Origin of the sequence: Paenibacillus sp. FSL H8-0175, from assembly GCF_045040615.1 — a bacterium.
In the GTDB taxonomy this organism is placed as follows: domain Bacteria; phylum Bacillota; class Bacilli; order Paenibacillales; family Paenibacillaceae; genus Paenibacillus_AQ; species Paenibacillus_AQ odorifer.
On record NZ_CP150299.1, the window covers coordinates 5012782 to 5029818 of the forward strand.

The 17037-nt window shown below is 44.5% G+C and carries 13 protein-coding genes and 1 other annotated feature; of the genes, 4 read left to right on the plus strand and 9 right to left on the minus strand.

Features of this window, described 5'->3' with window-relative positions; translation table 11 throughout:
- Nucleotides 1–65 precede the first annotated feature (65 nt).
- Nucleotides 66–1142: a spore photoproduct lyase gene (splB, locus tag MHH46_RS22465; protein ID WP_076129638.1), complete on the plus strand. Its 1077-nt coding sequence runs from the start codon at nt 66–68 to the stop codon at nt 1140–1142.
- Here the strand turns inward: splB and MHH46_RS22470 are convergent.
- The 8 genes from MHH46_RS22470 to MHH46_RS22505 all read right to left on the minus strand — a co-directional run bounded on the left by MHH46_RS22470 (nt 1139) and on the right by MHH46_RS22505 (nt 10669).
- Complete coding sequence (locus MHH46_RS22470; RefSeq protein WP_076129637.1) at nt 1139–1852, minus strand: cytochrome c biogenesis CcdA family protein; 714 nt, start codon at nt 1850–1852, stop codon at nt 1139–1141. The two genes, splB and MHH46_RS22470, sit on opposite strands and share 4 nt — an antisense overlap.
- 136 nt (nt 1853–1988) lie before the next feature.
- Nucleotides 1989–2792: a metal ABC transporter permease gene (locus tag MHH46_RS22475; RefSeq protein WP_036682884.1), complete on the minus strand. Its 804-nt coding sequence runs from the start codon at nt 2790–2792 to the stop codon at nt 1989–1991.
- A gap of 345 nt (nt 2793–3137) precedes the next feature.
- On the minus strand, nt 3138–3887 hold the full coding sequence (locus tag MHH46_RS22480; RefSeq protein WP_036682888.1) for a metal ABC transporter ATP-binding protein: 750 nt from the start codon (nt 3885–3887) through the stop codon (nt 3138–3140).
- Between the two features lie 34 nt (nt 3888–3921).
- Nucleotides 3922–4920 (minus strand): metal ABC transporter solute-binding protein, Zn/Mn family, encoded by a 999-nt coding sequence (locus MHH46_RS22485; RefSeq protein WP_076193093.1) that lies wholly within the window; start codon nt 4918–4920, stop codon nt 3922–3924.
- A 203-nt stretch (nt 4921–5123) separates the two neighbouring features.
- On the minus strand, nt 5124–7136 hold the full coding sequence (gene metG, locus MHH46_RS22490; RefSeq protein WP_076193091.1) for a methionine--tRNA ligase: 2013 nt from the start codon (nt 7134–7136) through the stop codon (nt 5124–5126).
- Nucleotides 7137–7183: 47 nt separating this feature from the next.
- Nucleotides 7184–7444, minus strand: a binding site (T-box leader).
- 40 nt (nt 7445–7484) lie between these two features.
- On the minus strand, nt 7485–7748 hold the full coding sequence (gene yidD / locus MHH46_RS22495) for a membrane protein insertion efficiency factor YidD (RefSeq protein ID WP_076129634.1): 264 nt from the start codon (nt 7746–7748) through the stop codon (nt 7485–7487).
- 2 nt (nt 7749–7750) lie between these two features.
- Nucleotides 7751–8212: a Fur family transcriptional regulator gene (locus tag MHH46_RS22500; protein WP_036682896.1), complete on the minus strand. Its 462-nt coding sequence runs from the start codon at nt 8210–8212 to the stop codon at nt 7751–7753.
- 219 nt (nt 8213–8431) lie between these two features.
- Nucleotides 8432–10669 (minus strand): copper amine oxidase N-terminal domain-containing protein, encoded by a 2238-nt coding sequence (locus MHH46_RS22505; protein ID WP_076193089.1) that lies wholly within the window; start codon nt 10667–10669, stop codon nt 8432–8434.
- A gap of 346 nt (nt 10670–11015) precedes the next feature.
- On the opposite strand from MHH46_RS22505, the gene MHH46_RS22510 reads away from it, so the two are divergent.
- Genes MHH46_RS22510 through MHH46_RS22520 form a run of 3 tightly spaced genes read left to right on the plus strand, consistent with a single transcriptional unit; the run spans nt 11016 to nt 15344 of the window.
- On the plus strand, nt 11016–12785 hold the full coding sequence (locus MHH46_RS22510) for a sensor histidine kinase (RefSeq protein WP_076193086.1): 1770 nt from the start codon (nt 11016–11018) through the stop codon (nt 12783–12785).
- A gap of 12 nt (nt 12786–12797) precedes the next feature.
- A complete protein-coding gene (locus tag MHH46_RS22515; RefSeq protein ID WP_076193084.1) occupies nt 12798–14042 on the plus strand; it encodes a response regulator in 1245 nt (414 codons plus the stop codon).
- Nucleotides 14043–14060: 18 nt separating this feature from the next.
- On the plus strand, nt 14061–15344 hold the full coding sequence (locus MHH46_RS22520; RefSeq protein ID WP_076193082.1) for an ABC transporter substrate-binding protein: 1284 nt from the start codon (nt 14061–14063) through the stop codon (nt 15342–15344).
- 73 nt (nt 15345–15417) lie between these two features.
- On the opposite strand, the gene MHH46_RS22525 is transcribed toward MHH46_RS22520, so the two are convergent.
- Complete coding sequence (locus MHH46_RS22525) at nt 15418–17016, minus strand: ABC transporter substrate-binding protein (protein ID WP_076193080.1); 1599 nt, start codon at nt 17014–17016, stop codon at nt 15418–15420.
- Nucleotides 17017–17037: the final 21 nt, after the last annotated feature.

Below are 17037 nucleotides of genomic sequence, written 5' to 3' on the forward strand. Positions count from 1 at the left end.
ATGCTTCTAATGAGACTCAGTTAGGCATAATAAACGTACTCATCTTTCAGAAGGAGCGTGAATTCATGACTATAGTGACACCTGAGACCCCTCCCGTAAAGAGAACCAGAAAAGCTACAGCCCTTTTTGTCCCCGAGCTTGTTTTCTTCGAGCCGGAAGCTTTAAATTACCCGAAAGGTGAACGAATCATGGAATGGGTGAAGGCTAACAATATTCCCTATCGCATGACTACATCGCATAACCGTATAATGAATTTCCCGGGTGACACAGAGGTCGAGCAATATAAAATTGCCAAAAGAACACTTGTAGTCGGCCTGCGCAAAACCTTAAAGTTTGACCAATCCAAACCCTCCGCAGATTATGCAATTCCGATCGCAACTGGCTGCATGGGCCACTGCCATTATTGTTATTTGCAGACTACTTTAGGTGCAAAGCCTTACATTCGTGTATATGTAAACACCGAAGACATCATTGACGCCGCCAAAAAATATATCGAGGAGCGCAGCCCTGAAATCACGACTTTTGAAGCAGCCTGTACCTCAGATCCGTTAGGACTGGAGCATATTACCGGGTCTCTGTCAGAACTCATCACATTCATGGCAGCGGAGCCCCTTGGCCGCCTGCGCTTTGTGACCAAATACCAACATGTTGAACCTCTGCTCGATTTGCAGCATAACGGACATACCAGAATTCGTTTTAGCGTGAATGCTGACTATGTGATCAAAAATTTCGAGCCTGCTACCTCGCGGTTTGAAGAGCGAATTGAAGCGGCTGGAAAGGTTGCCCGCGCCGGCTATCCACTGGGCTTCATCATTGCCCCAATTATTTGGTATGACGGCTGGCAGGAAGGCTATGCGGAGCTGCTGGCCAAATTAGCCAAGACCCTTCCGCCAGAAATAGGAAAAGGTCTAACCTTTGAAATGATTCAGCACCGATTCACCAAAACAGCCAAGACTGTAATTGAGAAACGTTACCCGAAATCTAAACTAGAAATGGACATGGAGAAACGCAAAAAGAAATGGGGCCGCTGGGGACAGAACAAATATGTCTATCCGGATGAACAGCAAACCGCCCTGCGAGAATTTATCACAGAGCGGATTTTCGAGCATTTTCCGGAAGCAGGTATTGATTACTTCACCTAAAAAATCAGCCAATCCGGCGTTATTCCTTGTAGCCACACTGTGATCCTGAACATTTGATCCGTGAACAGCAAAATACCCATAAATACCATAAGGACGCCGCCAATCTTCATCAGCAGATTCGAATACTTGAGGATACGCTTCACTCCGCCTAGGAAAAAGGCTAAAAGAAAAAATGGCAAAGCAAATCCGATGCTATACGCGGTAATCAATGTAAACCAAGTGCCTGGGTCGCTTGCCGAAAGAGCAATAATTGCCGTCAAAATCGGCCCGATACAGGGTGACCAACCCGCAGAAAAACCAATTCCGAAAATAAAGGAGCCCACATAACCCGCCGGTTTCCATTTTAAATCAAGCTTACGTTCACGAAGTAAAAACTGCGGCTGAAAAATCCCAAGCAAAAACAAACCCATTACAATAATTAGAATCGCCGACAATTGCCGGATCAGATCACGCTGGCCATTAAAGAATTGCCCGAATAACCCAGCCCCAAAACCAAGTGTGTAAAAAACTGCAGAAAAACCTAATATAAATGCCAATGTATGAGTTAGGGTGCGTACACGAACCTCTTTAGAGTTGCTGCCTGATTTTAATTGTTGAACGGATAACCCGGTAATGTACGATAAATAAGAGGGGTACAGCGGTAAACAGCATGGCGATATAAACGATGCCACCCCTGCGGCTAAAGCAATTCCTGCATTGATATTAGACAAAATAGCGGCTCTCCTTCCGGCATTCGAGTCACTTCATGGAGCTGTTTATGGCTCCTTTTTTTCGCTTATCGTCCTTACAAGGACACCGAAGGCGTTTATGCTTGCCTAATGTGATACCGATTACTTAATTCGCTGTTTATGCTGGCAATCCCTTTTTACCGATCAAGGTTAATACCAATAATGATATGAGCAAAAGCACAATAGTTGCACCGGGAGCCAAATTCCAGACTCCAGCTACCACTAGTCCGCCTACAACGGCAATCTCCGAAATAATAACCGCCAGGATGACCGAGGATTTAAAGCTACGGGATAGCAATAAGCTGATTGCGACCGGAATAGTCAACAAAGCAGATACCAACAGCGAGCCTACGATCTTGATGGCTGTGCTAATCACAAGTGCTGTCAGAATGGTGATCAGCATGTTAAGCAGTTTCACCGGAAGCCCACTTACACTTGCTGCATCCTCTTCAAAGCTAAGCAAAAAGAACTCTTTAAAGAACATCGAAACTACCACTACAACAGCTATAGTCACTATGCCTACAACGATCAAATCGGTATTATCGAGCGTATAAATGCTGCCGAACAAATAACTCATTACGTCCGCATTATACCCTTTTCCTAAGGTGAAAAAGAGTGAAGCCAACGCCACTCCGCCTGACATTATAATGGCAATCGACAGCTCCGCATAACTCTTATAAGCCTTGCGAAGCTTTTCAATCGCGAAGGACGCTACCACTGCAAAGATAAGGCCTGCGCCCAGCGGATAAAATCCTGTTAGAAAACCGAGTGCCACCCCCGCTATAGTAACATGAGCCAGCGTATCTCCGATCATGGATAATCGTCTAAGCACAAGAAAAACGCCTATAAGCGGCGCTGTTATACCAATCAGCAGTCCGCCCGCAAGCGCCCGCTGAAAAAAATCGCTAAATAGTATTTCCAACTTAAACTCTCCTTCTTTCGGAACCTTTTCGAACCATTCGAACATTAAAAACCTTTTTCAAACCTTTTTCGATCCCTCCCAAACCCTCCCTTCCAAGGGAGGGCCCCAAGGGCTCTGCCCTCTGGACACCCGTTAAGTGCAACTAGCGTAGGAGTTAGTGTTACTGAACATAGTTAGGTTGGGGAAAGATCGCTTTCGTCCCTAGAGGGACACGCTTGCAGACTGGCGGTGCTTAGATACGAGAAAGATTAAGATCAACTAGAATTGAGTCCCCGACTTCCACACTCACACACTATGTATAGCTCTAATCGCAGAGAAAGCTGCGATTCAGAGTTTAATTATGACTTAAGAGAGCGTGTGCTGCAGATTCTCTTCTGTGCAATTCTGGAGATCATGTGAGTGGCGGGAGTAAAAGTTGATTTTACCATTCGTCTGCACGGGCTCATGACCTAAATAATTTTTGATCATGTCGATATCATGCGACACCATCAGGAAGGTCATATGATGATGAGCATGCATATGGGTAATTAATTCAAAGAATCCCGCTTGTGATTCGGCATCAATACCCACGGTAGGTTCGTCCAAAATCAGCAGGTCAGGATGGTTAATCAGCGCCCGAGCCAGAAAAACACGCTGCTGCTGACCGCCTGACAGCTGGCCTACTCTTTTCTCCGCAATATCTTGTATCCGCATGACTTCAAGTGCATCCTCACATTGACGATGCTGAGCCTTAGATACTCTGCGGATCAGATTCTTGTTATTATATAGACCTGACAGAACTACTTCACGCACCGTTGCTGGAAACAATGGGTTGAAGGCATTTTTTTGCGGAACATATCCGATCCGTTCCCAGTCTTTAAACTTGCGGACAGGCGTTCCGAATAATTTAATTTCACCAGAGCTCGCTGGAAGCAAGCCGACGATCATTTTCATCAATGTTGTTTTACCAGCACCATTAGAACCAATGATACCAAGGAAATCTCGTTCTCTTACACTATAGTTAAGATTCGATATCACCTTCTGTTCCCCATATGAAAAAGAAAGATCCTGTATATCGATGATATGCTGATGGCAGTCCAAGGATACCGATTGCATGCTTAAGTACCGCCTTTCCCTTATACTTTCCTTATTATTGTAAGGCCATAATCAGATTTTGCAAATTTTTCTCCATCAGAGTGAAGTAATTATCGCCGTTCTTCTCTTGCTCCGCAGTAAGTCCCTCTACCGGATTAAGCACCATAGTGGAAACGCCCGCTTCGGCGGCCAGAGTCTTAGCCAGTTTATCGGAGACAAGCTCTTCAAAAAAGATATACTTAATCCCTTCATCTTTTACCATTTTCGCAAGCTTCACTAAATCCTGTCCGCGCGGCTCAGCGTCTGGCGAAAGTCCCATAATCGCATGCTGATCCAATCCATAGTCACGGGCAAGGTAAGAAAAAGCCTGATGCGATACTACGATCTTATAGTTGGGCAGCTTAGCAAGCTCCTCTTTGAATTTACTGTCTAACGCCTGCAAACGTTCCGCAAGCTTATTGTAACGCTCTTCATAACCTTCTTTATGCTCAGGATCCACGGACTGAAGGCTTTCTTTAATATTCTGAGCCATGACAATGGCTGATTTTGGACTTACCCAAGTATGCGGGTCTGTATGCAAGCTGTCTCCTGAGGCATTACTGTTATGATCCGTGTCCTCATTTTGATGAGACTCTTCCTCACTTGCCCCATGATCATGCCCGTCATCTTCATCGGTCATGATATAATCAATACCTTGACTTACTTCAACCGCCTTAACTTTACTGCTGCTATCAAGGCCTTTTAAAAAGTTAGGAACCCAGCCTTCTAAGCCTGCACCGTTATATAGAAATAGCTGTGCCTTAGAAGTGTTGATAATATCTTGACTGCGCGGTGTCCAATCATGTGGCTCCACACCCACTGGAAGCAGGTTAATAGCATTGATATCTTCCCCGCCAATCTCCTTAGCAAACTCGTAAATAGGATAAAAGGTTGTAACTACATTTACTTTCCCTTCAACTATACTTCCACTGCTCTTAGGTCCGCATGCACTTAGTGTAAATACAAGTACCAGTGCAAGGACGAGCAAACTTATACGTGATTTCATTGCCGCCATTATATTGATCTACCCCTCAAATCGTAAATTTTACTATTAGTAGTATAATAGTAATCGTTACGATAAGTCAACAAAGAAACCTCACTCAGAAGAAAGACGGTATCGTCCTTTATAAAAAAGAAATGCTCCCACAACCAACCCGGCTGAAGGAGCATTCCCTTGTTCAAGCAACCTCATTAAAAAATTTCTACAACAGTATTGTCTTATTTCACTACTGCTCCGTTTGGCATACTGTCCGGCACGGTAGCGATCGTTAGCTGGTCATCTTTAGAAGCCGCCAAAATCATCCCTTGGGACAACTCCCCACGCAGCTTCACCGGTTTAAGGTTTACGATACAAATCACTTTACGTCCCACCAGCTCTTCCGGTGTATAGAATTTCGCGATACCAGAAACCACTTGACGTTGTTCATAACCCAGATCCAGTTGCAGCTTCAGCAGCTTGTCAGCTTTTTTCACTGGCTCTGCAGCAATAACCTGAGCTACCCGCAGCTCTGCTTTAGCGAAATCGTCAATGCCGATTTCCTCTTTATGCTCTTCCACTGGCTCGGAGTCCGCAGCAACAGGAGCAGCCGCTTCCGCCACTTCAGCCGCAGCTTTACCAGCGCCCATAGCCTCGGCAATATAAGCTACCTCTTGCTCCACATCTAGACGTGGGAAGATTGGATTGCCTTTCACCAGCTTTGTTCCTGCCGGAATCAGGCCAAAGGTCTTACCGCTATCCCAAGTCGTTAACTCACCAGGCTCAATACCCAGCTGTTCCCAGATCTTTGCTGGTGTCTGTGTCAAGAACGGCTGCAGCAGGATTGAAGCGGTACGCAGACCTTCCACCAGATGTCTCATCACAGAAGCCAGCTCGGCGGTTCTATTTTCATCTTTGGCAAGCACCCAAGGTTGTGTCTCATCGATATATTTGTTGGTGCGGCTAATGAATATTCCGATAGCTGTCAACGCCACGGAGAACTCCATTTTTTCCATAGCTTCTTCTACTTTGGCATAAGTATTCTCAGCCGCAGCTTGAAGCTCACCATCAAATGCTGTTACATTTCCTTCATATGCCGGAATCTCGCCTGCAAAATACTTTTCAACCATAGCCCCTGTACGGTTCAACAGGTTACCAAGGTCGTTGGCAAGATCATAGTTAACCCGGTCTACAAAGCTTTCCGGTGTGAACGTGCCATCCGAACCAAACGGTACTTCGCGCAGCAGGTAATAACGCAATGCATCCAAGCCATAACGATCAATCAGTGTCACAGGATCAACTACGTTACCTTTAGATTTCGACATTTTTCCATCTTTCATGAGCAACCAGCCATGGGCAAACACCTTTTTCGGAAGGGGTTCACCAAGCGCCATCAGAATGATCGGCCAGTAAATCGTATGGAAACGAACGATTTCTTTACCAACGATGTGTACATCCGCAGGCCAGAACTTGTCATACAAGCTGCGATCCTCGGAACCGTACCCCAGAGCTGTAATATAGTTAGTCAACGCATCAATCCACACGTACACGACATGCTTCTCGTCGCCCTTAACTTTTACGCCCCAATCAAAGGTTGTACGGGAAACTGCAAGGTCTTCCAGTCCGGGTTTGATGAAATTGTTAATCATTTCGTTCTTACGGGATTCCGGCAAAATAAACTCTGGATTCTCCTCGTAAAATTGCAGCAAACGATCCGCATATTTACTCATCCGGAAGAAATAACTTGCTTCCTTCACCAGCTCAACCGGGTGACCGCTATCTGGGCTTTTTGCACCAGTAATCAGGCCGTTATCATCACGCACAATATCAACTAATTGCGTTTCTGTGTAAAAGGTTTCATCTGGGATACTATACCAGCCCTCATATTCACCTTTATAGATATCTCCTTGCTGCAGCAACCGATCAAAAATATCCTGTACCACTTTTTTATGACGCTCTTCCGTAGTACGAATGAAGTCATCGTTCGAAATGTCCAGCTTGCGCCATAGCTCCTTAATACCAACAACAATGTCGTCTACGAACTGCTGAGGGGTCTTTCCTGCTTCCTCTGCCTTCCGCTCAATCTTTTGTCCATGTTCGTCTGTACCAGTTAGATAACGCACTTCGTAGCCGCGCAGACGTTTGTAACGGGCCATTGCGTCTCCTGCCACGGTTGAATAAGCATGTCCGATATGTAGCTTGTCACTCGGATAATAAATTGGTGTCGTTAGGTAAAACGTTTTTTTCTCACTCATTCAGTAATCATCCTTTCTTATTAAAAAACAAAAAACTCCCGCCCCCATAATGGGGCGAGAGTATAACTCACGCGATACCACCCAAATTTCCTGTCTCTTCACAGAGCACAGGCTTCGCCAGTTCCCTCCTGGGAACTGTCCATTAACGCTGGATCACGCTGTTATCTTACGTGAACCACAATTGCAGTTCCCGCTCGAACACAGTTCCTCCCGGACCATATTCAATCTAACGCTCCATACCGGATTTCAGCACATTCCGGCTCTCTGTAATGGACGTAACGATTTACTTATCCGTTCTTCGGAATTCATACTATTACTTGTGAATATACCCAATGGTAAGGCCCCATGTCAAGTTGCAGGGGCAGAATCCTTCTCAGCAGATTCATCTAGAAGAGGCGGCACAGGATCAAGTCCTCCAGGATGAAAGGGATGACATCTGGCAATCCGCTTAGCTGCAAGCCATGAGCCTTTCAGTGGACCATGGACTTCAATGGCTTCCAGGGCATAGGCGGAGCAGGTTGGATAGAAGCGGCAGGTTGCAGGTTTAATAGGGGAAATGTACCTGCGGTACACCCGAATAGGCGCCTGAATCGTTCTGCGTAGGGTCACCATTTCTAAAGTCCCTTTTGTTTATCTGATGCTGCAACTAATTCTTCTTCCCGGTTCTCTTCACATTCTTTGCAATAACCGAACACCTCAAATTTATGCTTGACTACCCGGAATTGATCGGGTGTATCCGTTAAATTCATCGGGCAGAAATTAATCGGGTAGGTCTTTTGGCATTGAAGGCAGATCATATGATGGTGATGATCCTGATGATTGCAGCTTCCCTTGAACTTCACTCCGTCTTCAAAGACAATCTGTTCAAGCACACCAAGCTCTTCCATTACACGAAGATTGCGGTACACCGTATCAAAGCTAAGACCACTATACTTGCGGCCCATATGCTCATATACATCCTTCGCTGACAAATATCCCTTATTCTCGCCGAATAACTGGGCAAGCGTTTTGCGTTGGTCGGTGATTCGCAGTCCTTGCCCCGACATGACTTCTAATATTTGTTCTGTCGACAGCATACGCTCATCTCCCATAAGATCAGTTCATTTATATTTCACTCTCTTAATAATGCCCCAAAATAAATGCCCCGTCAATGAAGCACCATGAAGCACCCCTACGCAACCTCTGAATTATTATATTTAAACAAAAGCCCGGCTGCGTATTCCTTTACGGAATATTCAGCCGGGCTTTTATTGTAGATAATTCCCCAATAGAGCTTATAGGGATATTCCTATTTGTTATTTCTTTGCTGGAAGTGGAGTGATGAGGAAATTGACCGGCAAGTTACTGCCTGAGGCTGCTGTGAACAAAATCTCCACAGAACCGCCATACTCACCACTACGATAAACCACACTGTTCATGTCAGCGTTCGAGAGACTTCCCACGCTTGGCATATGCACGATTTGGTTATTAACCATAACCGGTCCCATATAGTTACCGCCACGTGGATTAAACGTAATCAATGAGTTTGGTGCAACATTTTCGAATCTGATCTTGTATAATACCCCGAAATTACCGGCATTGGAAGCTTCCGTACCTGCCATTGGGTCTACGCCAGCCAGGTTCTTATCACTGGAATTATCGCCTAGCAGAAGTTTTGCAGGAGTTTTTCCTACCTCATCGGTAACCGTGATAATACGAGTAGAATCTTCGTAAGTTCCCCGATTATGCACTCCGTCTCGATCCAGAACTGGAAGTGTTGGAAGTGTAGTCAGTGGATCTTTATTCGCATCAATCAACATGACATTATAATCGATTGGATAATCACTAAATAAGTCCGCTTGAAGTGAAACAATTTCACTTGGTTTCATAGCAATTTGGTTTAGATCGGTCAGAATTGAGACACTTTCCCCTGGTTGCAGAACAATCGTTTTATAATGCTCATTTGTAAGCATAGATTTCCAATAACGTTCTACAGACATTTTACCAGTACCTTCAGGATATGTGCTTGGGCCTGCAAAGCCCACATATTCGGTTGTAAGCGTCGTTGGGTACAAATTGTTATTCGTAGCAATCACATACACTTTAGCTTTAATATTCAGGTTATTCTTGTGGTGGATCAAGAAGCGGGTTTTACCCAATGAAGTCTCACGGTAAGTAACACCTTCTGTATACACCGTTTCTGGGCTGTTGCTGCGAATTAGTTTATAAGGCTCGGAAGAAAGATTATAAGCTACTTGCTGCCAAGTCGGAACCATTGATCCATCGATGCTAAACACACTGCCCGGAGATGCAAATAATCTGTTGAAATCTTCTTTACTGTACAAGATTTCATCCGAAATATTAACGGTTTTCTCAAAGGTGCTGATCGCGCCGTGTGAATCTTTTACTTGGACCGCAATTGTCGCTGGACCCGGAGTAAAGAAAGCCTCGGCTTTGTTCGTCCAAGTTACGGTAATTTCATCACCATCAGGATCGCTACTTAGATCGGTATAAGTAATCATTTCACCCATCTTGTATGAATCCTTGTCTGTAGTGAAATTAGCAACTGGAGGTGTATTAGGTTTAAGCACTGTGATGGTCATGGTGTAAGGATCACTCCACTGTTGATTCGCATCCATTACAGAATAGGTTACTACATAATATCCTGGTTGATCATAGATATCCTGCTTGTTACCTCCCCAGCTTTCATCCACAATAGCTACACCATTTGGTGACGAGCTGGAGGTTACGAAGGTCACTGGTTCACCGGCGTAAATTTCAGTTGGCACTGTGAAGGAAGCTTTAGGTTTGTTGTTTAATGTAAGGATTACTCTTTTTTGCACATTATCAACGGTATAAGGAATGCCCAGTGCCCCAGTTATGGATGTCAATGGAACCATGAAAGTCCCCTTGTATTGGTAAGCTGGACCTTTCATTGTCTTCTTTTCACCATTAACTGTATAGACCTTGCTGTCGGTCTTAAAGCGCATAACGTCGCTTCCCTTGGTAACAATGGTTTCTTTCGTTTTATAATCATAAACGTATTTCACGCCTACACGTTCTACCATAGCCCGGATCGAAACGTAGGACACGCCGTTTTTCACTGCCATAGGCTGATTAGCTAAATATTCTTGGCCGTTCTGATACATTTTGTTGCTGTTCATCATAAGGATAAGTTGATTGCTAGCCGCAGCACGAGCACCATCTGTTGTTGTAGCAGGATCTGTAGTAACTCCAGGTGTTGCAGTTGGAAGCGGTGTTGCAGTAGGTGCAATTGTTGCTGTAGGTTCAACAGTAGCCGTAGGATCAACTGTCTCTGCAGGAATTGGAGTTGGTGTTGGTGTTGGTGACACTACTCCTCCTGGCGTCTCCGTCGGCAATGGCGGCAATGGATCGGTAGATTCTGGCATTACCTCCGGCGCAGCTGAAACAACTGTCCCAACTACAGTAGTATTACTTGGGGTATTATTGACAGCTTCAGCAAAAGCCGGCACTGCCGCGGCGGCCTGAGATACGGCCAAAACAGCAACTAACGTTAACTTTTTCAAATCCATGATATAACTCCTCTGCTCCTATTTGTAAATATAAGTAGGTCTCTGTCTTTTTCATACTCCTCTTATATTCCCCGCAAAATGCTGCCACCCACGGTAGGGCGGCAAAAAGCTTTTGCCACGATCGTCATAACAAACATAGTATTAGACGCATGCCACCATAAAAAGTTTCATTATTAAGTAAAGAAAGATTAACGCTGTATTAAATATTGTTGGACAACCACGCTGTTTCCCCTGAAAAAAATGAGATTTTTTCTATAAATATGTTTATTTTTCGTCTGACTATATTCGCTTTCATTTGCTTTTGTTACAATGTATGGAAGAATATCTTTTACATGCGAGGGATAACATGTCCAAAAAAATCTCCATCCTCGTTCAATTAATCATGGGCTTCTCTCTAATCATCTTCACCATCGTAGGATTCACCATTTTTTTGTCCTACCGCTCTTCCTCTCAAGCTGTTCTAAACCGCTCCAACCAATATATCCTGGAATCCGTCAAGCAACTTCAAGGTAAAATGGACGCAATTCTTCAGGATAACGATAAGCTTTCTTCTACGATCATGTTCAGTCCCTTGATTCAAGAAACCTTGGGAGCCTTAGCGTTGTCACGTTCACCTCGTACAGACGCCATGGAAATTACTCGTTACATAGATCAACAGACACGTTCCATAAACTCTGACATCCAGTTCAAGCTGCTCGGGCTGTCCGATGATCAGGTGTATACCAACAGCAGTTCCTTAAAGGTCATATGGGACAGCGAAAAGGAAATCCGCGATGCTTATTGGTTCCCGGCTATAGCACAGAATAAAGGCCGAATGGTCTGGTTCGGTGTAGATGTATGGCAGAACGGTAATATCCCTGTGGTGATGGGAGCCAGACAAATTAATGATTGGAATGATCTAAACCGGTTAGGAACCCTGTTTCTTGTCCTCCCTGTCGAGGTTATCCATAACGCTGTCAGCCAATTTCACCTCGGCAAAAACGAGAAAATCCAAGTCGTTGATTCATTTAATACCATTGTCTATTCCACAGATCCAAAAGAAATTGGACTCTATATGAACGACGGGCTTCTAAAACAATTCAGCAATCATAAAGCCAGAATCATTCCACAAAAAATAAACTCACGCAATCTGTTCGTATCCTATGCCTATTCCGACTATAGCGAGTGGAGCGTTTTTGCTTACATTGATTCTAAAGACGCTGTTAAAGATTTAAATACGATCCGCCGGAATATAATTTTAATTGGCCTGCTGGGGATGGGTGCTGCCCTACTATTCACTTTCTTTTTCTCTTGGACCCTATCCAAGCCCCTTCGTAATCTGGCAACCAAGCTGAGCAATGTCGAACGGGGAACTACTTTACCTTTTGTAAAAACAACCATGAACAAAGAAATGGCTATCCTTTATTCAAGCTATAATTCGATGCTCCAAAACCTGGATCATACTATCGCTGACCTATCCAGCAAACAAATCAGTGAAAAGCAAGCTCAGATCGTAGCACTCAAAGCGCAATTCCGCCCGCATTTTCTTTATAACACTTTGAATACAATCTATTGGTCGCTCGCCAACAAACGCATGCAGGAAGAGTCCCAAATGGTACTCGCTCTAAGTGACCTGCTCCGCTATAGTATTGACCGCGGATCCGAATTCGTTACTGTTGAGGAGGATTTAAAGCAATTAGAACGGTTCATTTTTCTCCAGAAGCTGCGCTACGAGGACAAATTGCAGATTGATCTTTTTGTAAATCCTGAGGTTATGAATGGCCAGCTTATGAAATTAACCCTTCAGCCACTTGTCGAAAATGCCATTACTCATGGACTTGAACCCACACTTCGGGAAGTATGGCTAATTCGCATACGCGCCTATAGTGAAGGAACATCTCTGGTGTTAACTGTAGAAGACAACGGGGACGGCATGAGCGAGGAAAGTATGGCAGACGCATTAGTCGGCGGTGAGGTTAATCCGGAGAAGCTGCTTCATACCGGAATTGGACTATCCAATCTAAATCATCGCATAGAGCTGATCTACGGACAGGAATTTGGTCTACAGCTATCAACAAGCGAGCTTGGTGGCTTATTTGTGAAGGTCACTGTTCCATTACAGTATGATCAAAGTTAAGGGGGCACAACGATGAATGTGTTAATCGTGGACGACGAAAGTTTTGTTCGCCGTTCTCTGTCAGAAATGCTGGGAAGTGCGAATCACAACTTTAGCATTATTGGCTCGGCAGAGAACGGTTTAGAGGCTGTGCAATTGTTAAAAGAGCATATGGTTGATCTGGTGATATCCGATATCCGAATGCCCGGCATGGATGGGCTGGAACTCGCAAAGCATATCCATGAATGTTATCCAGACACTGAAACCGTGCTGCTCACAGGTTATCAGGACTTCACCTATGCCAGTCAAGCCATCCGTTATGGTGTAAAGGAATATTTGGTTAAACCAAATTCAGTAGAACATATTCTTGAAGTCGCAACAGGCGTATATGAACGTCTTCAATTGAAGAAACAGCAGAGGCAATTAACGCAGCTAAGAGAAAAAAACCTTCGGGAGAAACGCTTATCTGATCTTCTTTACGGCATCCCGTTACCCTATTTTGAAGAACAACTTATTCCTCCTTTTCATTCCTTTGTAGTCGTAACCGTAAACCATCTTGGAGTGGGCATGCCACAGAACTGGTCGGAACAAGCCATGTATGCAGCGGTTATAAATATATTAGAAGAATGTTTTGCGCTGTATGCCAACGTTGTTGGCATTCAAGAGGAGCAGGAAGCCATCATGCTATTATTCTATCCTCTTGAGCAGCCTAACCGCGTTGATGAGGTATTGACACAAGAGCTGCTGCATAAGCTATCGGGCATTCTGAAATCGCCATTCTGTGCAGGGGTCTCTAACCCTCACTATCAATTGGGGGCACTCGCAACCGCCTATCATGAGAGTCTGGAAGCTTGTCAGCAGGTCAAAAAAGAGAGTACGCCATCCGTTATCTTTTTCAGAGACCTCTCCATGCATTCGGCTTCTCCACAGCTCACTGAACAACTACAAGTAAAGGCAACGCGCAGGGTAATCTCTATGATGATTGAGGTTATGAATTCCCGGCTCCAAGAAAATCTCTCCCTCAAGATGATCGCAGACGAACTGTATATGAATCCTACCTATCTCGGCCGATTGTTTAAAGATGATGTAGGGGAACCATTCTCTAGCTTTCTTACCAAACTTCGTATTCAAAAAGCTACTGAATTATTAGAGAATGTTACTCTCAAGGTATATGAGGTTAGCGAATTAGTAGGCTTTAAGGATCCTGCGTATTTCAGCCTCATTTTTAAGAAATACATGGGGATGACTCCTCAGGAATTTCAGAAGCACAACAAATAAAGCAGAGGTGTGTTTCTCTTGAATGTAAATGGTAAGTTGATTACTGTCCTATTAACATTTGGCTTGTTACTTAATACAAGTGGTTGTCAGCTCTCCCCTTCCAAGGAAGATACCGCTTTACAAGACCCGATACAGCTGAACATCTGGCTCACTGCTGGATCAGGTCTTGAGTCGCTCATTGACCAGTATCAATCCCAGCATCCCGAGCTAGAGATTCATATTCAGACCTCCACCTCCACGCAGCTTCCAGCCAAGCTACAGACCTCATTCGCAGCTGGATACAGTTCGCCGGATGTGGCTGCCATTGATATTAGCTATTTGGATCGCTTCAAACAGTTTCCTGATTATTTTTATAATCTAAACACTTTTGATGCTGACAATCTGAAGGACCAATTTCTGAATTGGAAGTGGCAGGAGGTGCTGGGTAATGATTTTATTTTTGGATTACCAACGGAAATTGGTCCCTATGCCATGTTATATCGAACGGATATATTCGCATTATCAGGCCTCCCTACTAAACCAGAAGAAGTGGCTAAAGAAATCCAAACTTGGGATCAATTCCTTGAAGCGGGCACCAAAGTACAGGAGAGAACAGGAAAAGCTTTTGTAAATGACTTGGAGAACCTCTATCTCACCCTTCTACGTCAGTCCAAGCTTCAATATTACAGTCCCACAACACAAGAATTGATCCTCGACAATAATCCAGCGGTCAAACGAGCCTGGGATTTCTCAATTCAAGCCCTTAAGCTAAATCTGTCCGCCAGTATTGCAGTGGATACCCAACGCTGGGGTGCAGGCCTGCTCAACGGAGATTTTGCAGTCATGCTCTGTCCGGCTTGGATGATTGGTCATATCAAGAGCAGTGCTCCAACTGCCAGCGGTTTATGGAATGTAACACAAATCCCAGAAAACAGCGCTAATCGCGGAGGTTCCGTTCTGACCTTACCAAAGACAGGTAATCATCCTGATGAATCCTTTGCTCTTATTAAATGGCTAACCGAACCAACGCAGCAATTGGTTTCTTTCAAGGTACAAGGGGCTTTCCCTTCCACCCCCGAAATCTATGATGACCCAGAGATCCACGATCTGCACGATCCCTATTTTCCTAATTCAGAGCTTGGTCTGACCCTTTCGTCAGCAGCAAAAGCAGTAATTCCGACCTACTACGGCCCTCATCACGCTGACGTGGAGACAAGCATGCTCGAATACTTGACCAAAGCTGAAAAAGGCGAGCTAACTCCTGAACTGGCTTGGACCCTTGCTGTTCAAGCCGCAAAGCGAATAGACAGCTCCTTCCGCTAAGTACTATCATAAAAAGGCTCTCCCCGGCTAAATCAGCCTGCCGGGGAGAGCCTTTTTTGAATTCATTTTCGCTTTATTTTTGCGCAGCCAGGAAAGCATCCAGCTGTTTTTGTTTCTCTGCAATAATCTTATCGAGCCCTGCCTTTTTCAGCTTATCAGCATACTTAGTCAGTACGGTATCAGGATCAACAGAACCCGTATCCAAGCTGATGTCGTATTCATCCATTACAGCTTTACAAGCAGCCATTTCAGTCTTCATTGAGGAGGCATCGAAGTTGAAACCAAGCGCTACAGAGGCTTTACCTTTAGAGTTAAAGGCTTTGAATTGTTCCCATTTGTCTGGAGCTTCACTTTCCCACACGGGGTTCAGGAATTGACTTCCAAGCATCCAAGCTGCAGCCGTATTATAATCAGCTGTTTTATCTGTAGCTTTGATCGTATCACCACTTACGACTTCATAGTGCACACCTTTTATACCGAAAACAAGCAGATTGTTGATATCTTTATCTGTGTGCAGAATATCTAGCACCATCATGGCCCGGGCCGGATCACCAGAGGAAGCAGAGATCGCAAGCATCGATCCAGCCGCATCACTTGTAGAAATCGTTGGATCATTGAATGCAATTTGTTTCAGCTTGCCAACCAAGCCGGTAGCGTTAGCCAGCTCACTATCTTTACCCGGTTTAAGCGATTGCACTGTCATAAAGACATTGCCAGCCTTCATTGCATCCTGAGTCGAATTCGTAGCAACAGCTGCGTCTTTGTTAATGTAACCTTTCTTCATATACTCACGAGTAAGTTTAATGATTTCTTTATAACGATCCATCTCAATCATCGATTGAATCTTAGTATCTGAGGAATCTTTAAGCAGAACACCAGGAATGGCAGCATCACCAAGGGTATCGTATTGTGCCATGTATTGTGAGTTAAAGGTCTCACCTTGTTTGAAATACAATGGAGTCAGGTCAGGTCTTTTCTCCTTCACTACTTTGAGAACTGCATCCAGATCTTGAATGGATTTCACATTCGACATATCGATGCCCAGTTCATCCGCAATATCGGAGCGATAGACAACCCCACCTTGTGCAGCCAGCTCCTTGTTTGTAGGAACAGCATAATTCACACCATTGATCGCTGAACCTTTTAAGAATTGTGGATCCAGATTTTTTAGAATCCCTTGGCCGTATTCATTTAGGAGATTACCATATTTGCCGCTATCGTCATTAATCGGGAGATAAGCGCCTTTAGCTGCATTCGTTACGTAGTTCTTCCATTGAGCTGTAAAGATGATATCGAATTTTTCCTGACTCGCAATTTTCAGATTGACATCATTGTCCCATGGACCCCAATCGATCGGTGCGATATCCAATTTGGCGTTTATTTTAGGTTCCAATAACTTATTGATTTCATCTTCTACAGCTTTTTCATCCTTTTGCACGGCACCGACATAAATTAACTTGACGGTATAAGGCTCCAATTCTTTTGCCGGTTCGGCAGTAGGATCCGCGGCTGGCTCATCCGTAGCAGCAGCATTGGTAGCGGTTGCATTTTCGCTTGGAGCAGGTGAAGCTGCTTCATTATTCCCGTTATTCCCACCGCAGCCTGCTAAACTAAGACTCAGTACCATCGTTAGCAATAGTGTCATTAGTGCGCTTTTTCTAACAGCTTTCATATACACCATAACCTCCCTCAA

Bases quoted from the DNA above. Each gene is read 5' to 3' on its own strand.
- MHH46_RS22480 (WP_036682888.1), bottom strand. From the start codon at position 3,887: ATGCAATCGGTATCCTTGGACTGCCATCAGCATATCATCGATATACAG.
- MHH46_RS22500 (WP_036682896.1), bottom strand. From the start codon at position 8,212: ATGCTGTCGACAGAACAAATATTAGAAGTCATGTCGGGGCAAGGACTG.
- MHH46_RS22510 (WP_076193086.1), top strand. From the start codon at position 11,016: ATGTCCAAAAAAATCTCCATCCTCGTTCAATTAATCATGGGCTTCTCT.
- MHH46_RS22505 (WP_076193089.1), bottom strand. From the start codon at position 10,669: ATGGATTTGAAAAAGTTAACGTTAGTTGCTGTTTTGGCCGTATCTCAG.
- MHH46_RS22525 (WP_076193080.1), bottom strand. From the start codon at position 17,016: ATGAAAGCTGTTAGAAAAAGCGCACTAATGACACTATTGCTAACGATG.
- MHH46_RS22485 (WP_076193093.1), bottom strand. From the start codon at position 4,920: ATGGCGGCAATGAAATCACGTATAAGTTTGCTCGTCCTTGCACTGGTA.
- yidD (WP_076129634.1), bottom strand. From the start codon at position 7,748: ATGGTGACCCTACGCAGAACGATTCAGGCGCCTATTCGGGTGTACCGC.
- MHH46_RS22515 (WP_076193084.1), top strand. From the start codon at position 12,798: ATGAATGTGTTAATCGTGGACGACGAAAGTTTTGTTCGCCGTTCTCTG.
- metG (WP_076193091.1), bottom strand. From the start codon at position 7,136: ATGAGTGAGAAAAAAACGTTTTACCTAACGACACCAATTTATTATCCG.
- splB (WP_076129638.1), top strand. From the start codon at position 66: ATGACTATAGTGACACCTGAGACCCCTCCCGTAAAGAGAACCAGAAAA.